Raw genomic sequence first — 18166 nt, forward strand, 5'->3', positions numbered from 1 at the left:
CTTGCTTTTTCACTTTCAGGAGAAGAGAGTAGATGAGTTCTTTGGGCTGATAGAGGAAAATAGGAGCAAGATCAATCACTACTTTCAAACTGTCTTTAGGACTTTTCTTAGACATAAGCAATACATCCAAAACGCACTAGAAACAGACTATTCAAACGCAAAAATGGAAGCTACTAACAAGTTGATTAAAGACATCAAACGGTTGGGCTTCGGTTTTAGAAACTTCATCAACTTTAAGAAACGTGTCTTCATCACTCTGAACATAAAAAAAGAGAAGACCTATCAGGTCCTCTCTAGATGTTAGCTTTTCGTCACCCACTACAGTTGACAAGGAGCCTATAGCTTATACTTCTACGACTTCCAAGTTTTTTCCACCTAGGAGAATAAGATATTTGTCAATCTTTTCCATTTGATAGGCTTGACTGAGGGCTTTAGCATAGAGGCTCATTTGCCCCTTGTAGCGTTCCTTAAGCTCACCAGGTTGAGTGAAGCGGTCTGTCTTATAGTCAAAGAGGACAATACGGTCTTCAAGAAGAAGGTAGCCATCGATAATACCACGGACGACAAAGTCTTCTTTACTAGCGGGATCTTCTGCCAACATGGCAAATGGCGCTTCGCGACGCAACTTATCACGGTTAGCTAGAATGAGCTTTCCAAGTTCGGTGTCAAAAAAGCCTAGTAGCTTTTCTAACTGCACACGCGCCTTGACTTGATCATCTGCCGATACTCGACTCAAGGCCTGTGTCAAATCTTGGAGGGTCACCTTGTCAGAAAGACTCAAGCGTTGCATGAGTTCATGGGTGGCTGAACCAACTGCAGCTCCAGTGACCTTCGTTTTTTGCCCAAAATCTGGAAGCTCAAAGCTAGTGGATGTCTCAAGAGGTTGCACCTCCTCTTTCTTGTCCATAATATCCACCCCTTCGGTATCCATGACAGGTTCGTAGAAGGCTTTGAGCTGGCTGGGCGTACGCACAGATGGCAGGTCAATCGCTGGTGCATAAAGTTGGTTGAGTTTTTCAACACTTTCTAAGACCGTTAGGGCACGCTTAATGTCTTCCGTCTGGCGATTGTTAGATAGATCATCAGCATCTACTGCCGCTTGAACTTCAACCTGACCAATAGCCTCTGGAGTCAACTCCTCAGCCTCAACAAAGCGAACAGTAAACTTGAGATCCTTTCTCATAAAGGCAGTATCCAAAGCCATAACCCAATCCTGATAAGTAGCGATTTGGTCACGTAGAGCTACTGGTAGGCGATTATTTTCAACATCCGTGCCAAATTGCTGGGTCAATTTCTCCTTACTGCCCTTACCAACTAGGTAGAGTTTTTTCTCTGCACGGGTCATTGCAACATAGAGCAGACGCATCTCTTCTGAGATACTTGCTCGACGCTCTTCCCTACGATTTTCTTGGAAGGTTAAGGTCTCGAGAACAACATTTAACTTAGGCAAATTAGTGTTTACCTGGTCTTTGAGGTCAGCTAGATACTTAATGCCAAGTCCTTTTTCACGGTTGATAATATACTTACCACTTAGGCCATCCTTGCTGTGACCAATAAACTTGCGATTCATCTGCAAGACAAAGACATACTTGAACTCTAGTCCCTTGGACTTGTGAATAGTCATAAGGCTAACGGCATTTTTGGGAACCAAGTCTGTCACTTCCTCTAGGTCGTTACCGCTAGAAATGATCTTATCAATCATGCCAATAAAACGGGAAAGTCCCTTAAAGCCAGTCTTTTCATAGGCATTGGCACGCAAGGCAAGGGCGTAGAGATTGGCCTGACGTTGCTCAGCTCGTGGAAGACTGCCAACATAATCATAATAGAAACGATCGTCGTAAATCTTCCAGATGAGGTCATAGAGCGAGTGCCACTTACTGTAAGCACGCCAATCTGCCAGAGTTTCAATGAAGAGAGTCAACTTTGCCTCAAGTCCTTGGGTGACAACTTCTGGATGAAGTCCTGATTTAGTATGAGATGCAAGAAGCTTGTCATAGAATTGTCCTTTGTCAGCCTGAACAGCAATCCGAGCCAGGTCGTCCTCGTTGAAGTTAAACATAGGTGAACGAAGGAGGGCAACCAAGGCGTAGTCATTGAGAGGATTATTGATGGCACGAAGGGTGTCCAACATAATCATAACTTCTAGTGACTCTAGGTAGCTTGACTTGTACTCATCAGGAACCAAGGGAATTCCGTGCTCCTCAAAGCTTGCCATCAAGTCCAGATAGGTGTTGCGAGTTGGTGCTAGGAGGGTAATATCCTCAAAACGTACACCCTGCTCGTGAAGTTTGATGATTTCTTTGATAACCAAGGAAATCTCGCCGCTACTAATAGGTTGATCAGCACCTTCTTCGTCAGGAGTCACACTCGCTTCATCACTATTGTAAATCAGAACCTCTGTCTCATTTTCAGGATGGGGTTCTTTTTGCTTCTGGCTACCCGCTACCAGCATGTGAGTCTTGTCATAGAGGATATCCCCGATTTCCTGGTCCATGAGGTGGCTGAAAACACCATTAGTCGCATCAAGAACTTCAGATTGACTACGAAAATTCTCTTTAAGGAGAATCAGCTTACCTGCATCTGGATTTTCAAGGAAAAGCTGGAACTTGCCATTAAAAATCTGAGGGTCTGCCTGACGGAAACGATAGATGGATTGCTTGATATCTCCCACCATGAATCGGTTGTGGCCATTAGAGAGGAGCTCCAACATGCGTTCTTGGGTATGGCTATTGTCCTGATACTCATCTACCATCACTTCATGGTAACGGTCACGGTAGCTAGCTGCCACCTCAGGATTTTCCTCCAAAATACGGATGGCGAAGTGGGCAATATCTGAGAATTCAAAGGCATTTTCCTGAATCTTGGCCTGTAAATACTGGTCTGAAAAATCAAGTACAAAGGCCTGAAGCAGCTCTAACAGAGGCAGGATGTCATCATTATGCTTGGTCAAAACCTCGAGGACCGTTAGTTGGGTATCAATCTCACGCAACTGGGCCACAAACTCATTTTTGGTCTTGTTGTAAGCTTCCTTGTAGGCCTTGAGTTCCTCGTCTTTAGGACGGGTCATATTTGTCAAGCCAGTCCCTCCTGACAGAGTCAAGAGTTGTTTGAGCAAGTCCTCCATATCGGTTTGGTCATTGGCCAAGGCTCCCTCCAGAAGGCTAATGGCATCTGATACATTATTCAGATACTTGGCCTTGGCAAATTCACGCTGAGCTAGGCCTAGATGGTCACTCAAAAAAGCTAGAAAATCAGCAATCAAGCCATCTTTGAGACCCTCTAAAAGATCGGCTTTAGCTTGTTCTGGGTTAGCTTCTACTTGTCCTTTCAAGAGATTATGACGTAGCCATTTTTCAGGACCTGCAGTAGCCTGAGAAAAGCTATAGACATCGTAAACTAGCTCACGAAAGGCCTTACTGGTCTTGCCACTTCCAGCAAAGTTACGGACTAATTTTTGGAAAAGCTGGGCATCCTTTCCCTGCATGTAATCGTTGAAGAGATCGGCATAAACTTCATTTTTCATCAGTGTCTGCTCGGCAGGGTCCGTCATGATGCGGAAAATAGGTGACACACCGAGGAGATAGCCAAACTGATTGACCAACTTCTGGGTGAAGGCATCCATGGTTCCAATATCAGCCGTCCCAATCTTGGCAATCTGGTCTGAAAGAAAGGCACGTTCTTCATCTGTCTCTACCTGTCCCAGCTGCTCTGTCAAACGCTTTTCCAGACGCTCTTTCAACTCACCTGCAGCCTTTACCGTAAAGGTTGAGATAAAGAGCTGATCAATACCAACACCACGTCCAATCATATCAAGGATACGCTCAACCATGACAAAGGTTTTTCCTGATCCGGCCGAAGCTGATACCAAAATATTAGTACCATTACTGTAAATAGCCTCAATCTGCTCAGGTGTTAACTTACGTTCCTTGTCAGAAGCGACTTCTTGAGCAATACGCTCCTTAATCTCTGCTGGACTTAAAAAAGCTTTAGTCAACATGGTTGTCCTCCTGGTCTTTTTGTCTGCTTTTACAGCTTGATCAGTGACTGGAAAGGGGATGATATTTTCAGCAACTTGCATCTGATTCTTGTCCTCAGCTTTTGCCATCAACTCCAAATAGGCTTCCTTCTTACCCTTTTTTGGTAAACGTAAGAGCTTCCTAGCCTGTCCCATGTGACGGTCGGCCTCGAAATGAGTAATAGCCTTGATTTGATCCCCTTGAACAGACTTGCCATCCTCAGTATAAGGATTGACTGAAAAATTCCCACTTCGAATAATCTCAGCAGCATCTGTAAAGAGTTTAATATTGTAGTCTAACAAGGTTTCTAGGTCCTCCTTGTCATAGGTGACAGTCTTTTGCAAATCATAGTTTCCACCAGCCAGATGCTCTGTTTCTGAAGCTACAAAGAGCCCCTTATAGGTCAATTCCTTATTAGCCTGAGCTGCTAGCTTATCCAGACCAAACTGGGCCAGATTAAGCTGTGGATCCTGCATGTGAAGATACATGGCCCCAAAAAGCTGGTCAGAATCGACCTTATAGGTTTGCCGAAGGGCCTCCAGATAGGTCACCAATTGCGGACTAAGGCCATTGTAGAATTTCTGAATGTCAAAGACATTTTTACCTGATTTGTAGTCAACGACACCCAGAGCCCCATCCGTTAAACGGTCCACACGGTCAATAATCCCTGTAATCTTGATGCTATTTGCTAAAAGCAGGTCAAACTTGGCTTCCTCACGCTCAACCTTAACCGCTGCATTGTCACGCAAAACACTGGCAGTTGAACGGGCGATATCCTCCAAAATCTGACGAGACAAGCGGCTCTCTTGGTCTTCGTTATAGAGAATCTCAAAGGGTTGCTCCTGATTGGTCTGACTAATAGCCTTTTCCAGTTTCTCGTCGAAGTTTTCTGACGAAGAATCACCCATCACACGCTCAAAGACACGGTGTAAATAAGTCCCGTGGTGTCGAGCGTCCGGATGGATAGATTCCAACTCTTCAAGTTCCAAAACATAGCGCAAGAAATAAAGATACTGGTTGTTATAGAAGGTCGTCAGAGCCGAAGCTGACAATTTCAGTGGTTCTTCTCCCGGAAAGACCAGCTGCATGACCTGATCATCGACCTTGGTTGTCGTCACATCGTCAATTACCTTTGGAATCAAAACCTGTTCCTTATCAAGTCGCTTACGGAGATAACGCACGGCAACTGACCAGAAAGTCTGGGTTTCCTTGTCCAAATCAGTATCTAAATGACTACTGTTAAGGGCAATAACAGTCGATAGTAGGTCCTTATAGTTCCCAATCTGGTCACCCTTAGCTTCGAAACGATTGCGTCCCTTTTCAACCAAAGGAAGACCAAGCTCAAGAAGCTCCTTCAAATAAACCGACATGTCGTCCTGACTCTCATTGAGAATTTGTGGCTGACTGAGCACCAATTGTTCACTAGCGGCATTGAAAAGCGACATGGCCACGAAATGCCCTCGCTGACTGTTGCTCTGCGTGACAATATCCAAACTCCTGTGCTCATCCGTTGCCTCATTGATACGACTGCGTTCCTCATCAGACAAGAGACTCTTATTTTGCCCGACCTTAGGAAAATGTGACTGAGTCATGCCTAAGGCAAAAACATAAGGAGCTGAATGTGGTTGAATCAAATCGTATTTCTTCACATTGACCACATCAACAGTGGCTGGAACCGTACGGTAATCACAGGCCAACATTCCCGAACACAAAATAGACAAAAAGTCGTCCACTGACAGCGATTCGTCTCCAAAAATAGTCTCAACCTGCTCTAAGAGTTGGGTGAAAGCCTTCCAGACCTGTTCATTCTGTTCTTTTCAGCCTCACTGGCCTTAGCAGTCAAAGCAGCCATCTGACTTGGCACTTGCACAGTCTCTAAAAAGACCACAAGTTTCTTAAGCAAACTAGAACCCTTTTGTTTGCGACTATTAAGCAACTTGTCCAAGGGCTCTACCAGTTGTGACCTCAAGGCATTGATACGATCCAAATCATACTTATCACGACTATTGGCCGTAAAATCAGACAAGAACTTGTGACGCCCCTTGATATCTGCAAAATTGACATAATATTCAAAAAGGTCCAAGTCCTCCTGAGTAAATCCACCATAAAGACCAGATTTTACAAGGTTAAGCAAATCCTCAGCACGATAATTATAGCGCTTGATACGCTCTAGCGAATCCACAAACTGCACCAAAGGATGGCTGGACATGGTTTCTTCCTTACCAAAATAATAGGGAATGTCAAATTTTCGGAAAATCTGACCCACTTGAAGCTTGTAACTCTCCTCATCACCAAGCAAGACTAAGATATCCTTGTAACGTTTGCCATCCGCTAGTAACTGACGAATACTCTTGGCAACCTGAGCCACTTCTTCCCTTTGATTGACCACTTCCCAAACTTGCAGAGCTTCTTTGTCCTGATCAGTCAGCTGTTCATCTATGGTACTAAAATCATGACGACTCTCCAAAAGGTGACTGATACGTGCAAAAGAAGGATTGCCCTCCTTGTCCGTCGTTACATAATCTGGTGTCACCTTATAGGTCTGAGCTAAAGTCCTCAAAAAATCCACTGAGGCCTGATAAACATTGCCATAGACAAAGTTAGCCTTATAGGCTTTTTGACTGGCATAAGTCCCAATAACAATCTGATGACACTTCTCATTCAAGAGGGCAATCAGAGCTTCCTCCTCAGCTGAGAAACGGGTAAAGCCATCAATGACCAAAACCATATGGCTCAATGCCTTATCTAAATGTCCCGAGTTAATTTCCTCAAAGAAGGAGCTAAGCTTGGATTGATTGTCAAAATCTCCTGCCAACAAAAGGTCTTGAGCCGCACTGAAAATCTTTACCAAATCCTCCTGCTTCTCTGCTTGGTCCAAATACTGCAAATCCAGAATCGTCATATTGGCCTGTTGCAACTCTTTGTAAAGATCCACCAATTGGTTAATAAAATTACTATCCTTACGCAAACGACCATAAACCTTGAGCTCATCATCACCCATGTGCGACAGCACCTTATAAAAAATCATGGCCAGACCGGTATCATCCAACTGGGTTTTAGGATTACTCGTATTGAGAATAAAATACCTAGCCATCTGTGTAAAACGAGTCACCGTAATCTCAAAGGATGCTGATTGAGGCAGGTACTCCAAGACCTTACGCTCCTTCTCAAATGACAGGGCATTAGGAGCAATATAAAAGACTCTCTTTCCCTTTTGAGCATGGCTGGTCGCCTGCTCCGTCAGAATTTCTGTTAAATCCTGAGACATATCCGTATAAAGTAATTTCATAAGACGTCCCTTTCTTATCTATCTGCCAGTCGTTGGGGCTAAGCAAAAATTATCATTTACTTAGCACTAACAACCATTAATCCTTGCTATTATAACACAGAATCAAGCAACAATCAGAACCCTCCCTTGTCACCTTTCTCCTCCAATGTCCTAAGCTTCAGACATAAGCACAAGCACGACAGCAAAGAGCCCTCCTTTATGATCCTATAGCCAAAAAAAGAGCCAAATCCTTTGATTTGACTCAAAATCTTTATTTAAAAATTAATTCCTGTTTAAAGAGGTAATCACCACTACTTGTTACCAAGTTGGCATCCCCATATTTCTTAAGAATATCCTTGGCCGAGTGGAGGTTAAGTCCAGAGGTCTTCTTCTGATTTTCCTCCTGCATAATAGCGTCAAGGTCAACTCTTTCTTCCTGCGTTCGATTTTCCATGACGAAGTGGTAGCTTCCATCCTTATCGTGTTGGTGAAAACTAAAACTGATTTGAGCGGTTGGTACTTGCTTGCTCTCGTCAATCGCATTACTAAAGAAAATAGACACTAGCAAGGTTAAATCAACCACATTCATAGCAAATCCCTTGATTTCCTCAGGAATGTCACAGGTCACTGGAATATTATTACGTTTAGCCTCCATCATACGAGCCGAAAGAAGGCTACGCAGAGGTAGAGAATGAATATTTTCCAGCTTAGGATTCTCAACGACACGGAAACGTTCAAACTCCTTGGCACTCTCTCTTAAAACATTTTGATAAACCTGTTCAGCAAGAGCCTCTTCCTGATCACGTACTTCTTCCGAAAATTGTTCCACAACCGTCTGATAAGACTGCCTGTATTGTAACAACTCATTATAGAGAACATCGATTTTCTGATTAGCCTTGGTCAAACTATTCAAATGCCTTTTTTCCTCCATAGCCAAGCTCTCTTCCAGATATTGCCTAGACAATTGATTGAGGTGGGCAATAAGAAAATAAAGGCTATTGCTGACAAGAGAACCCAGAACATACGCAGCCGCAATTCCAACTCTGGAGAATAGAACGGAAACCAAACATCCAAATTCATGCAAAGATAGATGCCCAACAAATAAATCGCCATTGCCAAGGCAACACGTCGAGAAATCTGAATATTGTGGAGAGAATCATCGCTATAGACCTTCCAACGTTTCAAATCCAAGCCCAAAAAACGGTTAAAAATGAAATAGAGTGGCAGAATCATACTATAGGTCAAGAGATAAAAGAAAGCATTACTCCCCACCTCAGCTATAGGAATATTCAAGAGAAGCGGGAAAAAGAAAAGTCCCAATAAACGAAAGAGTAAATCCGATGTCACCACCGGAAACAAGGTATGAAAGGCATACTGCGTTAACGACCAGGTCTTCCCCTTGGCAAGAACTGCCAAAATCATCAGAAGAAAGACATCCACAACAGTCGTCAGATTCGCAATATTGTATTGAATAGCCACATCAAGCAGGGCCAAAGTCAAAAATACCGTCCAGGAGATACGAATATCCGTCATCCGCCTGAAAATGATACAGTTAATTGTCAGCGTCAGAATAATCTGGACAGCCAAAAAGGCATCTGTATCATAAAGATTTAAAAATTAATTCCTAAAAACGATTCAAACATTTAATCTCTTCCCCAAAAAAATTTCCAATGACTCGTTTAGTATTCAAATTGCTGTCTATAAATCAACTTGTCATCCTTAAAACTAAACTTAGATTGAGGATAACGTTCCATAATATCCTCAAGTTGTTCATTCATTGACAAGCCTTCTTCACCTTCCTTATAAGCTCTCCTTGCTTCACCTTGACCAAGAGTCACCTCTACAGAGAGAACCTGCTCCTCACCTCTTTGAAAATACGACAGGCGAACTAAGCACTCTTCTTGACCATGCGCTTTTAGCAAGGCATTGTCCAAGAAAGTTGATAAAACCCCTGATAAATCCACCACATCAATATGAACTGGTGAGATAGGATCCGGAATTTCTAGGATAAACTCAAGTCCCACAGCGTGAAACTCCATATACTTACTCTCAATCACAGACCGTAGCAGTTGAGAATGGATATTGGAAATATCTGGTATAACTTTTTTGAAAGGAACTTCCTCCTCAGATAGACTCTGAGAATCCCCTTCTTGACTAGTTGCCAGAACAGTCTTAACCTTCTTAGGCACAGCTACCTTTGGAACACCATCACGGTAAAGTTCCTGATAAAGGTGAAGGATATGCCTACTAGACTCCTGCAAACTTTGGAAATGACGTTCCTGTTCTTCCTTCAACTCTATAAAAAGTTCATCCTTAACCCATTGGTTGGCATAAGACACGACTAGGAAGAAGGCCCCTGTAGCTAATAAAACAACCAGCTTAGCATAATTGTTAACCACTTCCACAGGCCAGATAGTAGCGAAATAAGGCAAAAAATCATTTAAAAGGCCATATGACAGAAAAGCAAAGCTAACCCCGATAACAATCGGAGTAAAGTGCAAACGTAAGCGTTCCTTGTCTTCAACTTGCAAATAGTCATAACCAATAAAACGGTGAATCAAAAGATATAGTGGGTAGGTAGCTACCACACACATGAAAGTCGTTAGAGGCTCTGGAATACGACTGACCAAATCATCCCCTAAAAGCAGAGGGAGGATAAAAAACGAGAGTCCCCGCATGATGATGTTAGTCGTTCCCCAGGCATAGAAGCTGTTAAATACTGGCTCAATCCACGGCAAATCAGGACGTTTGTAATAACTAAAACAAAATAGAATGAGAGGATTAAGCAAAAATTTGAATCCTATAGGAAGAATTGGTGTCAGAATAACTGAAATAAGGCCACCCACCAAAAGTAGCCGCCAAGAGACCTTAACTCGACCGGCCGCATTGAACATCAGGTAATTCACCAAGAAGATCAAGAGTGTATCAATAACTATCAACCATTGTAAGTCTTTTAAGACAGCAAGCAGCCATTCGACAATAAAAGTCATTCTTTTTCCCCCTCCCTTAACATGAATTAAGAAACTTTCTCAGAAAGCATCTATACAACACTACTCATTATATAGCTTTTTAGAAGTTTTCACAATAATTAATTTTTAAAGAAAGTCTATGAAACATCTAATAATCCAATTATTCATGTAAAAAGAGCTGGCTTATTAAATTAAAGTTACAAATGTAACATAAAAAGTTGAGATAATTTTATCCCAACTTGTTAATCCCTGACATATTCCTTTAGAAACTTTTTTAAATGAGTACGGACGTCTGCGACCTTCTTAGAAGTTCCAAGACTAATTTTTGAGCCTAAGATCTCAATAATTCCGAGTGGCTGAAAAAATCTAATTTCAGCCACTTTACTCACAGCAGAAAGTTTCTTAAAATGCTTGCTTTGCTGGCATAAACTATTTTCAATCATGTGTCATCGCCAATTGTAATTAATAGACAGTCAGTCTACGTTTTCAATCTTATCTCAAGCTTGTAGCTTTAATAGACCTAGTCAGCCTTATAGTAGAATTGTTTGGCATCTGATTGTGTCCCTCCTGATTGAGTCACTAGGATACGATCTTTAGTATTATCTGAAGCATCAGGGTAATTTCCTGACACATTTGGCAAGGTCGTACCTTTCGGGATGAAAAAGATGATTGCACCATACATTCCTGTTCTTAGACTCGCTCTCAGGTACCCATTTTCAAGACTAGAATTAGCATTTTGAACTTCATAATCTGTCGGTGACGTTACTTGATTCTTAGAAAACGTCAAAGTGTTACCATTTCCATTCTTCCAAGTACCTTCAAGGCTTTGGAAGTTATTGTCCTTAATAGCAGTAACATCCATACCAGTTTGCTCAGTCTTAGCGTCTGTCTTTGATTCTGTCTTAGCTTCTGAGGAGCTTGACGAAGTTGATGTTGATGATGTTGTTGAACTTTGTGAAGAACTTGATGACTCTGAGCTTTCAGACTTACCAGCGCTAGAATAATGCTTGAGCAACTCTTGGTAGGCCTCTTGCATATCATCTGGTGCTACCTTATAGGTCTGAACAGCCTTCTTATCGTAATTGCCAATCCAGTAATTAGTCACATAATAAACGGTACCATTAGAACCTAGAACAATTTGGTAAGAGTCCTTGTCTTGATCAACCAAATCCTTATAGAGCTTGTTGTAGCCGTTATAATTGCCACCCGTCTTGTCATCAGCTGAAAAGTCCTTGAAGAGGGCTTTTTGTTCCGCATCATTGTCCTCATACATGGCATGTTTTTTATCCTTCAAGGTATAGAGACGGAAGGATGACGTTGGGCTATAATCTGCAGTCTTACCACTATTTTCATTAATTCCAAGGGCAAAGGAATCAACCCTATTTTTATAGTCCTTGAAATCATAGTTTGAAGCTTCTTTACCATTGACGATACCACTAGGAACACCTGAGATATTTTCATAACCATCCGCATTAATGAGGTTGGCTAAAATAATGATGTTTTGGTTACTGCCTTCTTCTTTAGGTGCCTTAAACGAAAGGAAGGTCGGGCTACCATCGTTGACCTTGGTGATGCTATCAAAACTGCTTTGAACCAAGACGGCATCTTTAGCATAGTCAGACTGATAAAGCCATTTCCCAAAAGCTTCCGTGATGGACTTGATGTCCTCAGTCGAATAGTCCGCAACATAAGTGGTTTCCTTATCACCATTGACATCAGTCTTGGTCTTGATATCTGCATCTGGCTTGCTGGTATCGTTCGAAGACGTACTTGAGCTGGCATCACTACCTGAAGAGGAACTGCTTGATTCCAAAATATCCTTAATGATACTCTTAACCTCACTACTTGAAGAAGTTGATGAAGCCTCGCTAGACTGAATAACTTCAGAACCTCCTTCAACCTGAGTATAGGTATCTGAATCGGTCATTTCAACCTTAGCATCACCCCCAGGCACCATACTTGGTGTGATACGGATAGTGCCGTCTGAGTTTCCGTCATTTCCGGCCAACTTAAAGCTCAAAGAACGGTCTTCGCCAGCTTGGGCATTAGCCTGGTAGGTATCCCCAGTCTCCGTATTTTTGACTTCGTATTTGTCTCCCTTGACCTTGCGAACTTCAAAACGTACCTTATTTCCTGTCTTCTTGTCAACCACGGTTGTGGCATAAACCCTAGAAGAGGACGTAAAAGCCGTGCTCTGAGTGTATTTTCCAAGTACCATGAAGACCAAAAAGACAAGTAAGGCCAAACCGATAAACTTTTTATGTTTAAATTGTTTCATGAGGTCCTCCTAGATAAACAGATAGCCGACAACATAGCCAAAAAGAGCAATACAAATCAAAAGCAAAATTTCTAAAACTAAAAACCAACTAAACTTGAGATCCCCCAAACCAAGCTTAGACAAGACTTGTCTGAATTTGGACTGTTTCTGTCTGCTCAAACCACTAGAGAGGGCAAAGCCAGACTTAGCAGCTTCTGCCACTTCCTTATCACTTGGCTTGCGACCATGCTGCACTTGGAAATCAATCAGCCATTCATCATATTGTTGCATTTATTTCTCCTTCTTCTGAAGTGTGACGAAAAAGAGTAGGGCATAAACCAGACAATGAAGCACCAAGGCCCACCATTGACCCCGGAAATCACCTGTAGACCCTTGAAAGGCCTCTAGCTGACTCTTGGATACAGGGACACCGTACTTAGCCAAGCTAGATGGTAGGTCTGACAAATCACTAGAAATCCCAAACAGCTTGTGGCCATAACCCAGATAAATAAATTTTTGCACCCAATCAATGGCTTTGGGCAATGATAGGATAGTCCCTGACAATGAAAATTGCATGATACCCACAACAACTGCTAGGATAACAGAGGTAATTTCAGATTTTCCAACTAAGGCTGAGATGAAGAGGGCAATAAAGTGCGAGGCCAAGAAAACCAGGAGCACTGTAATGCCAACTTCCCAACGATAGGAAGAAAAGATATGACCAGCATCTGGAAACTCCTTGTCAAAGTACTTACTAAAAATAGAGTAAGAAAGGATAAAGACAATGGTTTCCAAAACAGCAAAGAAGGCGTGAATCCCCATGCTGGCTATGGCAAAGGCCGAACGACTCAGGCCTGAGAAAAAGTCACGGTTGAGAACCGATCGCTCCTTGGAAATATAAATACTGTTTTGAACCACAATCAAAAGACTGGTTGAAAAAAGTAAGAGAAAGAGCGTCATTCGAGTTGTTTCGAAATCTTTCAAGAATCCCTTATCTTGAATGTAGAGGATTAGCCCTTCAAAAGCAATGATGCCTAGAAGAACCTTAACAAAATCCATGTAGTGGTGTTTAAATTTATACCAACTTAATCGTAATGCTGCGTTCATAAGTCTCCCTAAATTTTGTAAATGCGTGTTGAAGCATTGAGCTCTTGATAGACATCTGCGATATTCATGTCCATGTATTTACGAATCATGTAAGGATCGCTGGTCTTATATTCCAAAAGCAACTCTTCATAAGTCCCTGCAAAAGTCGGACGTCCCTTAGACAAGAAAATAATTTTGTCAAAAATAGCCAAATTTTCCGTATTGTGGGTAATAACCACAATAGACTTGTGGGCCGACTTAGCCAAGATTTTCAAGGTCCGTAAGAGATTACGGTCACTAAGGGCATCCAAGCCGGAAGACGGCTCATCCAGAATAAAGTAAGGACTAGGGCTAAGAAGCTCGATACCAATGGATACACGGCGTTTTTGCCCACCAGAAAGCTCGGAAATTTTTTGTTGGCAAATTCCGTTAGGCCCAAATCATCCATGATGCCAGCGATGCGTTGCCTTTTAGTCGATTTACTGCTTCCTTTAAGATGGTGGGCCGCATAAAAATCAAAAGTCTCGGACACCTTAAGATACTCCCGAAGCAGATTCTGTTGGGGCACATAAGACCAGGAACGTGAGCCTGCTGTCACAGGTTTTCCATTTTCCAAGATACGAAATTGTTGACAAGTCGGTTTGAGCTGACCAAGGAGAATCTCCGTTAATGTTGTCTTCCCAGAACCAGAAGCCCCAAGGATGCCGACAACTTGACCAGTCTCCATCGTAACATCCAAATCTGTAAAGAGTTGGTTATCATTTCCCTTATATTTAAAACAAATATGTTCAAATGTTAATTGATTGGTTTCCATTAAAATCTCCTAAGACATAAGTAACATCAGGGCCACAATAAGGACGGCTCCGATGATAAGAACGATAACATTGATGTTGAAGAAGAGAATCAAGCTTAATAGAATAACAAAAGATAGGGCCGCAAATAGGTAATTGTTTAAAGATGACTCTTTAGCCTGAGTCACCCTAACAGGTGCAAAAGGGATTTCCTTTTTAGCAGACACCTCTACCCTATTAGGAATCGGCTTTTGCTCAACTTCTAAAACCTTTCTTCTAGCTTGTTTGAGTTTTCGATCGTATTGAAATTTTTCATAATCTGAGAAAAAGAGCTGGCGAATCGTGTAAAGTTCGTTGCGCAGACGTTCTCCTTCTTGGTCCAGGGTTCCATTGGTCCAAAGCTCCTCTAGTTCCTCACGTAGAAAGGATAGGGCCACGAAACAGTCTTGGGCCGACATTTCTGGAGAAATACGATTGCTGACCGCTCTCAAATAGGACAATTCTTGTCCCGTCTCTGTATCAATTGCTTTGTAATAGTCTATCATGAGATGAATTTAGCAAAAATAGCTTGAAGTTCTGACAAGTCTTCCTTAACCACTTCTTGGGTTTGACTGACTTGTGCGTTGACCGAGAAGCGTGCCACAACAGTCTTGCTTCTCGGATCAGACACTGTCACTGTAACAATTTGTTCTGAGTCAAAGGCATAAGTAACTTGAGCCAAGAGCTCACCTTTCTGACGTGGCTGGGCAACCTGTCCTTTCACTTCTCCTAAAATCTTAACAGCAAAAGGATTTTCATAATTACCTTCTGTGATACGTAGCTTGAACTTATTCTGTCCGTCTACGACCGCAAAGAGGTCCTTAGTAACGGCCAAAGGCAAGACCGAGTTACGAGGAACCACGACACTATTGTAGTAGTCACCCACAAAACTATAGTTCCTGTTAGGGTTTTTCTTGAAGAGCAGACCGATTCCCTGAGAGGTCACATCCTTGACAACAACCCTATCTGTCTCAGTTGTCTTACCGTCCTGATGCTCAGAGAAACTAACCTCATTGTTGACAATAAGATCGGCTAGAATAGATGCTCCCTGTGCCACGATAGTATCTGGATTAAGGTCAAACTTAGGTTCCAAACCACTCATTAAGCGGATCATTTGACGAATCATTGGCATCCGTGTTGACCCACCCACAAGGAGAATATGGTCAATCTCTTCCCACTTCAAGCCGGACGCTTGAAGGGTAGACTGTACCTTAATTTCAGTATCTTTGAGGAGGTCCAAGGTAAGTTCATTGAAAATCGCCTGGGTAATCAAGACACCATAACCTTGACCATTGACATAGTGCTCATAGAGAGCTTGGTCATTAACAGATAGGCTAGTCTTAATTTGCTCAGCCTTATACTGAAGTTGGATTTTTTCCTTCTCAGAAAGGTTGGTCATATTGACCCCTTGTTTTTCCAACTCCTGCATGATGTAGCCAACAAGACGTTTGTCAAAGTCAATCCCACCAAGACGTGAATTCCCGTCAGTTGCCAAAATATCATAAGCATGATCAGCCACGCGCATGATGGTAACGTCAAAAGTTCCCCCACCAAGGTCGAAGACCAAGACATTTCCTTGAGCATTTTTAGTGTGAGCATAGGCAATAGCCGCAGCCGTAGGCTCATTGATAATACGCAAGACGTTAAATCCTGCAATACGACCAGCATTCTTAGTGGCCGCACGTTGGTCTGACGTAAAGTAGGCAGGAACTGTGATGACAGCATCCTTGATGCCGTCTGCTTGACCTATTTCTTGACCAACCACATAAGCACGTTTACGGAATTCATTCAAAACCAAGGCTGAAAGAATAATAGAATTAACACGTGTATGATCCGGTGTATCACTGGCAATCGGACGACCAATATCACGCTTGAAATCAAATTTAAAGTTTTCTGTACTTCCGATTTCTGTTCCACGCTCGATAGCTTCCTTACCAAAAGCTACATGGTTTTTACCACCAATATTTGAGAAATAGACCGCTGAACGCAAGACCTGATCATCATTCGTTCCCATCGGAATAATCTCTGGCACATCTTCACGAACAACAGCCATGACCGAGTTGGTTGTTCCCAAATCAATACCAATTGCTTTTTTCTCATAACAATTTCCCTTCTAGTCTCATCTTGAGTTTATCTGACTTTCAGTCTTAGCATGTATTCGCATAGATTTTTTAATGTCATTTTCGTCACATAAAACTCCAATATAGTATAGTCATTCCAGTATATTTTTTCACTATACTATATTATCACAAATACAGATACTATAAAATAAGAAAGAGGGAGTGAGACTGAACAACTTTAATAAAAATTGTTCCTTGTCCCACTCCCTTGAGTGTCAAACAATATGAGAGACTGGATGAGATTATAACTATAGGAGATATCATCTCACTAATTGTCTTGTTTTATAGATCGTACTTGTTTTACTAGTCGTAACTTCTCTCCTAACTTAATCAATCGTATTCTCACCAACATAAATAATTTCTAAATTACCCAAGGAAACATCCCCTTTGATGTAGAAGTTCTTGCTAGTCAAGTTGCTTGGATTTTCCTGGTGTTGAACGGCCGAGAGCGAGTTGCCCACATTCACATGAACTCGCCAATTACTGGGCACATAGAGACTCAGACTTCCAAGAGAAACGTCCACATCAAACTGGGCAGATGGTCCCTCAATACGACAATTATCAAAATAAACCGAGGCTTCTCCCAAACTTACATCCACACTTCCATGAGTAAAGTGTTGGTTATTGAGATATTTGGTCACCGTTGAAAAAGTCACATCAATATCATTACCACCATTTTGAGCATCTGACCCGGCATCATGAAAACCAAAACGGATTTTCTCTTTACCAGAAGATTTGAAGAGAATATTCAAGCCAATAACTGCAAGAATAGAATAAAGGATAACGACAGAATTGGATACTGGAAGAAAATGAAACTGTCCATTGAGTGAAAAGAGAGCCAAAACACCATAGATGAACCCCCAACCAAAGTGGGGTTTCAAAAAACTAGAAAGGGAAAGAACAGCTAACAAAACCACCCAGACCAGCATCCAAATACTAATTTCCCATTTTACAAAATAGCCCTGCAAAACTACCAAGACTGATGGAAGGATTAAGAAAACCCCAATTAATTTTTTCTCATTTCCGTTGACAATGGCCGATTTGGAAATCCGACAAAAGGCAATCGGAAGCAACTCTTCCAACTCATAGAGCTTCTGCTTGACCTCATAGGCCTCGTTCCTGGTATGCCCACAAATCCTCTCCCCATCTGTTTCAAAAAAGAGAAGAGTTCCCAAATCCAAAAAATATTCGCTACGATTCTTATAAAAGGTCAAAGGAGCCAACTTTTGCTGGCTCTTTTTCTACAACAAAATAGGTTCCATAATATCTATAGGGATTTACTCACTACAAATATTATAGAGTTTTTGTTTTTCATATGAAATAGATTAATGAAGCGACTGGAAGTATAGTGATAGAATTCGCCCCGTTGTAAAATGAGGTGCAACAAAAAAGACAAGCTTATCTGATATACTAAAGTTGCGAAACAAAGTATAAGGAAAGAGATAAGCATGTCCACCACAAATTGTACTACAAAACAACCCTATTGCCACCTCTCAGAGGTAGAACGAGGAAAAATCGAGGCCTTCCTATCAGAAGGGTTGAAACCAGCTGAGATTGCTAGACGTTTGGGAAGAAGTCGCTCCACCATTTTACGTGAAATCAAGCGTGGGACGACAAAAC

The 18166-nt window shown here is 42.0% G+C and carries 12 protein-coding genes and 4 pseudogenes; 2 read left to right on the forward strand and 14 right to left on the reverse strand.

Annotated elements, in window-relative coordinates; translation table 11 throughout:
• Nucleotides 1-297, forward strand: a pseudogene (locus HSISS2_RS09115) (transposase); the annotation flags it as partial.
• Nucleotides 298-343: 46 nt separating this feature from the next.
• Here HSISS2_RS09115 and addA read toward each other — a convergent pair.
• The 14 genes and pseudogenes from addA to HSISS2_RS11130 all read right to left on the reverse strand — a co-directional run.
• Complete coding sequence (addA, locus tag HSISS2_RS09120; RefSeq protein WP_042767128.1) at nt 344-3997, reverse strand: helicase-exonuclease AddAB subunit AddA; 3654 nt, start codon at nt 3995-3997, stop codon at nt 344-346.
• Nucleotides 3987-7305: pseudogene (gene rexB / locus HSISS2_RS12245) on the reverse strand (ATP-dependent nuclease subunit B). The gene addA and the pseudogene rexB overlap by 11 nt, the downstream one beginning before the upstream one ends.
• Nucleotides 7306-7555: 250 nt before the next feature.
• On the reverse strand, nt 7556-8215 hold the full coding sequence (locus HSISS2_RS12040; protein WP_021146449.1) for a GHKL domain-containing protein: 660 nt from the start codon (nt 8213-8215) through the stop codon (nt 7556-7558).
• Nucleotides 8194-8817: a hypothetical protein gene (locus HSISS2_RS12045; RefSeq protein ID WP_240472028.1), complete on the reverse strand. Its 624-nt coding sequence runs from the start codon at nt 8815-8817 to the stop codon at nt 8194-8196. The genes HSISS2_RS12040 and HSISS2_RS12045 overlap by 22 nt, the downstream gene beginning before the upstream one ends.
• Nucleotides 8818-8963: 146 nt before the next feature.
• Nucleotides 8964-10274, reverse strand: coding sequence for a Sensory transduction protein kinase (locus HSISS2_RS09135; RefSeq protein WP_021146451.1), 1311 nt, complete (start codon nt 10272-10274; stop codon nt 8964-8966).
• Between the two features lie 221 nt (nt 10275-10495).
• Nucleotides 10496-10696, reverse strand: coding sequence for a hypothetical protein (locus HSISS2_RS09140; protein WP_042767129.1), 201 nt, complete (start codon nt 10694-10696; stop codon nt 10496-10498).
• Between the two features lie 77 nt (nt 10697-10773).
• Nucleotides 10774-12531, reverse strand: a complete 1758-nt coding sequence (locus HSISS2_RS09145; protein WP_021146452.1) for a DUF6287 domain-containing protein — start codon at nt 12529-12531, stop codon at nt 10774-10776.
• 9 nt (nt 12532-12540) lie between these two features.
• A complete protein-coding gene (locus tag HSISS2_RS09150; RefSeq protein WP_008535541.1) occupies nt 12541-12801 on the reverse strand; it encodes a hypothetical protein in 261 nt (86 codons plus the stop codon).
• Nucleotides 12802-13617 (reverse strand): ABC transporter permease, encoded by an 816-nt coding sequence (locus HSISS2_RS09155; RefSeq protein WP_042767130.1) that lies wholly within the window; start codon nt 13615-13617, stop codon nt 12802-12804. It abuts the gene before it with no gap.
• Nucleotides 13618-13625: 8 nt separating this feature from the next.
• A pseudogene (locus HSISS2_RS09160) lies at nt 13626-14410 on the reverse strand (ABC transporter ATP-binding protein).
• A gap of 9 nt (nt 14411-14419) precedes the next feature.
• Nucleotides 14420-14932, reverse strand: coding sequence for a hypothetical protein (locus HSISS2_RS09165; RefSeq protein WP_021146456.1), 513 nt, complete (start codon nt 14930-14932; stop codon nt 14420-14422).
• Nucleotides 14929-16479 carry an Hsp70 family protein gene (locus HSISS2_RS09170; RefSeq protein WP_134981541.1) on the reverse strand — a complete coding sequence of 517 codons (1551 nt, stop codon included), beginning with the start codon at nt 16477-16479 and terminating at the stop codon, nt 14929-14931. Before HSISS2_RS09170 ends, HSISS2_RS09165 begins: the two co-directional genes overlap by 4 nt.
• Nucleotides 16480-16872: 393 nt before the next feature.
• Nucleotides 16873-17580, reverse strand: coding sequence for a hypothetical protein (locus HSISS2_RS09175; protein ID WP_205617855.1), 708 nt, complete (start codon nt 17578-17580; stop codon nt 16873-16875).
• Nucleotides 17572-17778 (reverse strand): annotated as a pseudogene (locus tag HSISS2_RS11130) (LytTR family DNA-binding domain-containing protein); the annotation flags it as partial. The pseudogene HSISS2_RS11130 and the gene HSISS2_RS09175, both read right to left, overlap by 9 nt.
• Nucleotides 17779-17994: 216 nt before the next feature.
• Here HSISS2_RS11130 and HSISS2_RS09180 point away from each other — a divergent pair.
• Nucleotides 17995-18166, forward strand: a 172-nt coding sequence (locus tag HSISS2_RS09180; protein WP_042767132.1) for a helix-turn-helix domain-containing protein, incomplete at its 3' end; no start/stop codon positions are given.

It is taken from the genome of Streptococcus sp. HSISS2 (assembly GCF_000448665.1).
In the GTDB taxonomy this organism is placed as follows: Bacteria; Bacillota; Bacilli; order Lactobacillales; family Streptococcaceae; genus Streptococcus; species Streptococcus raffinosi.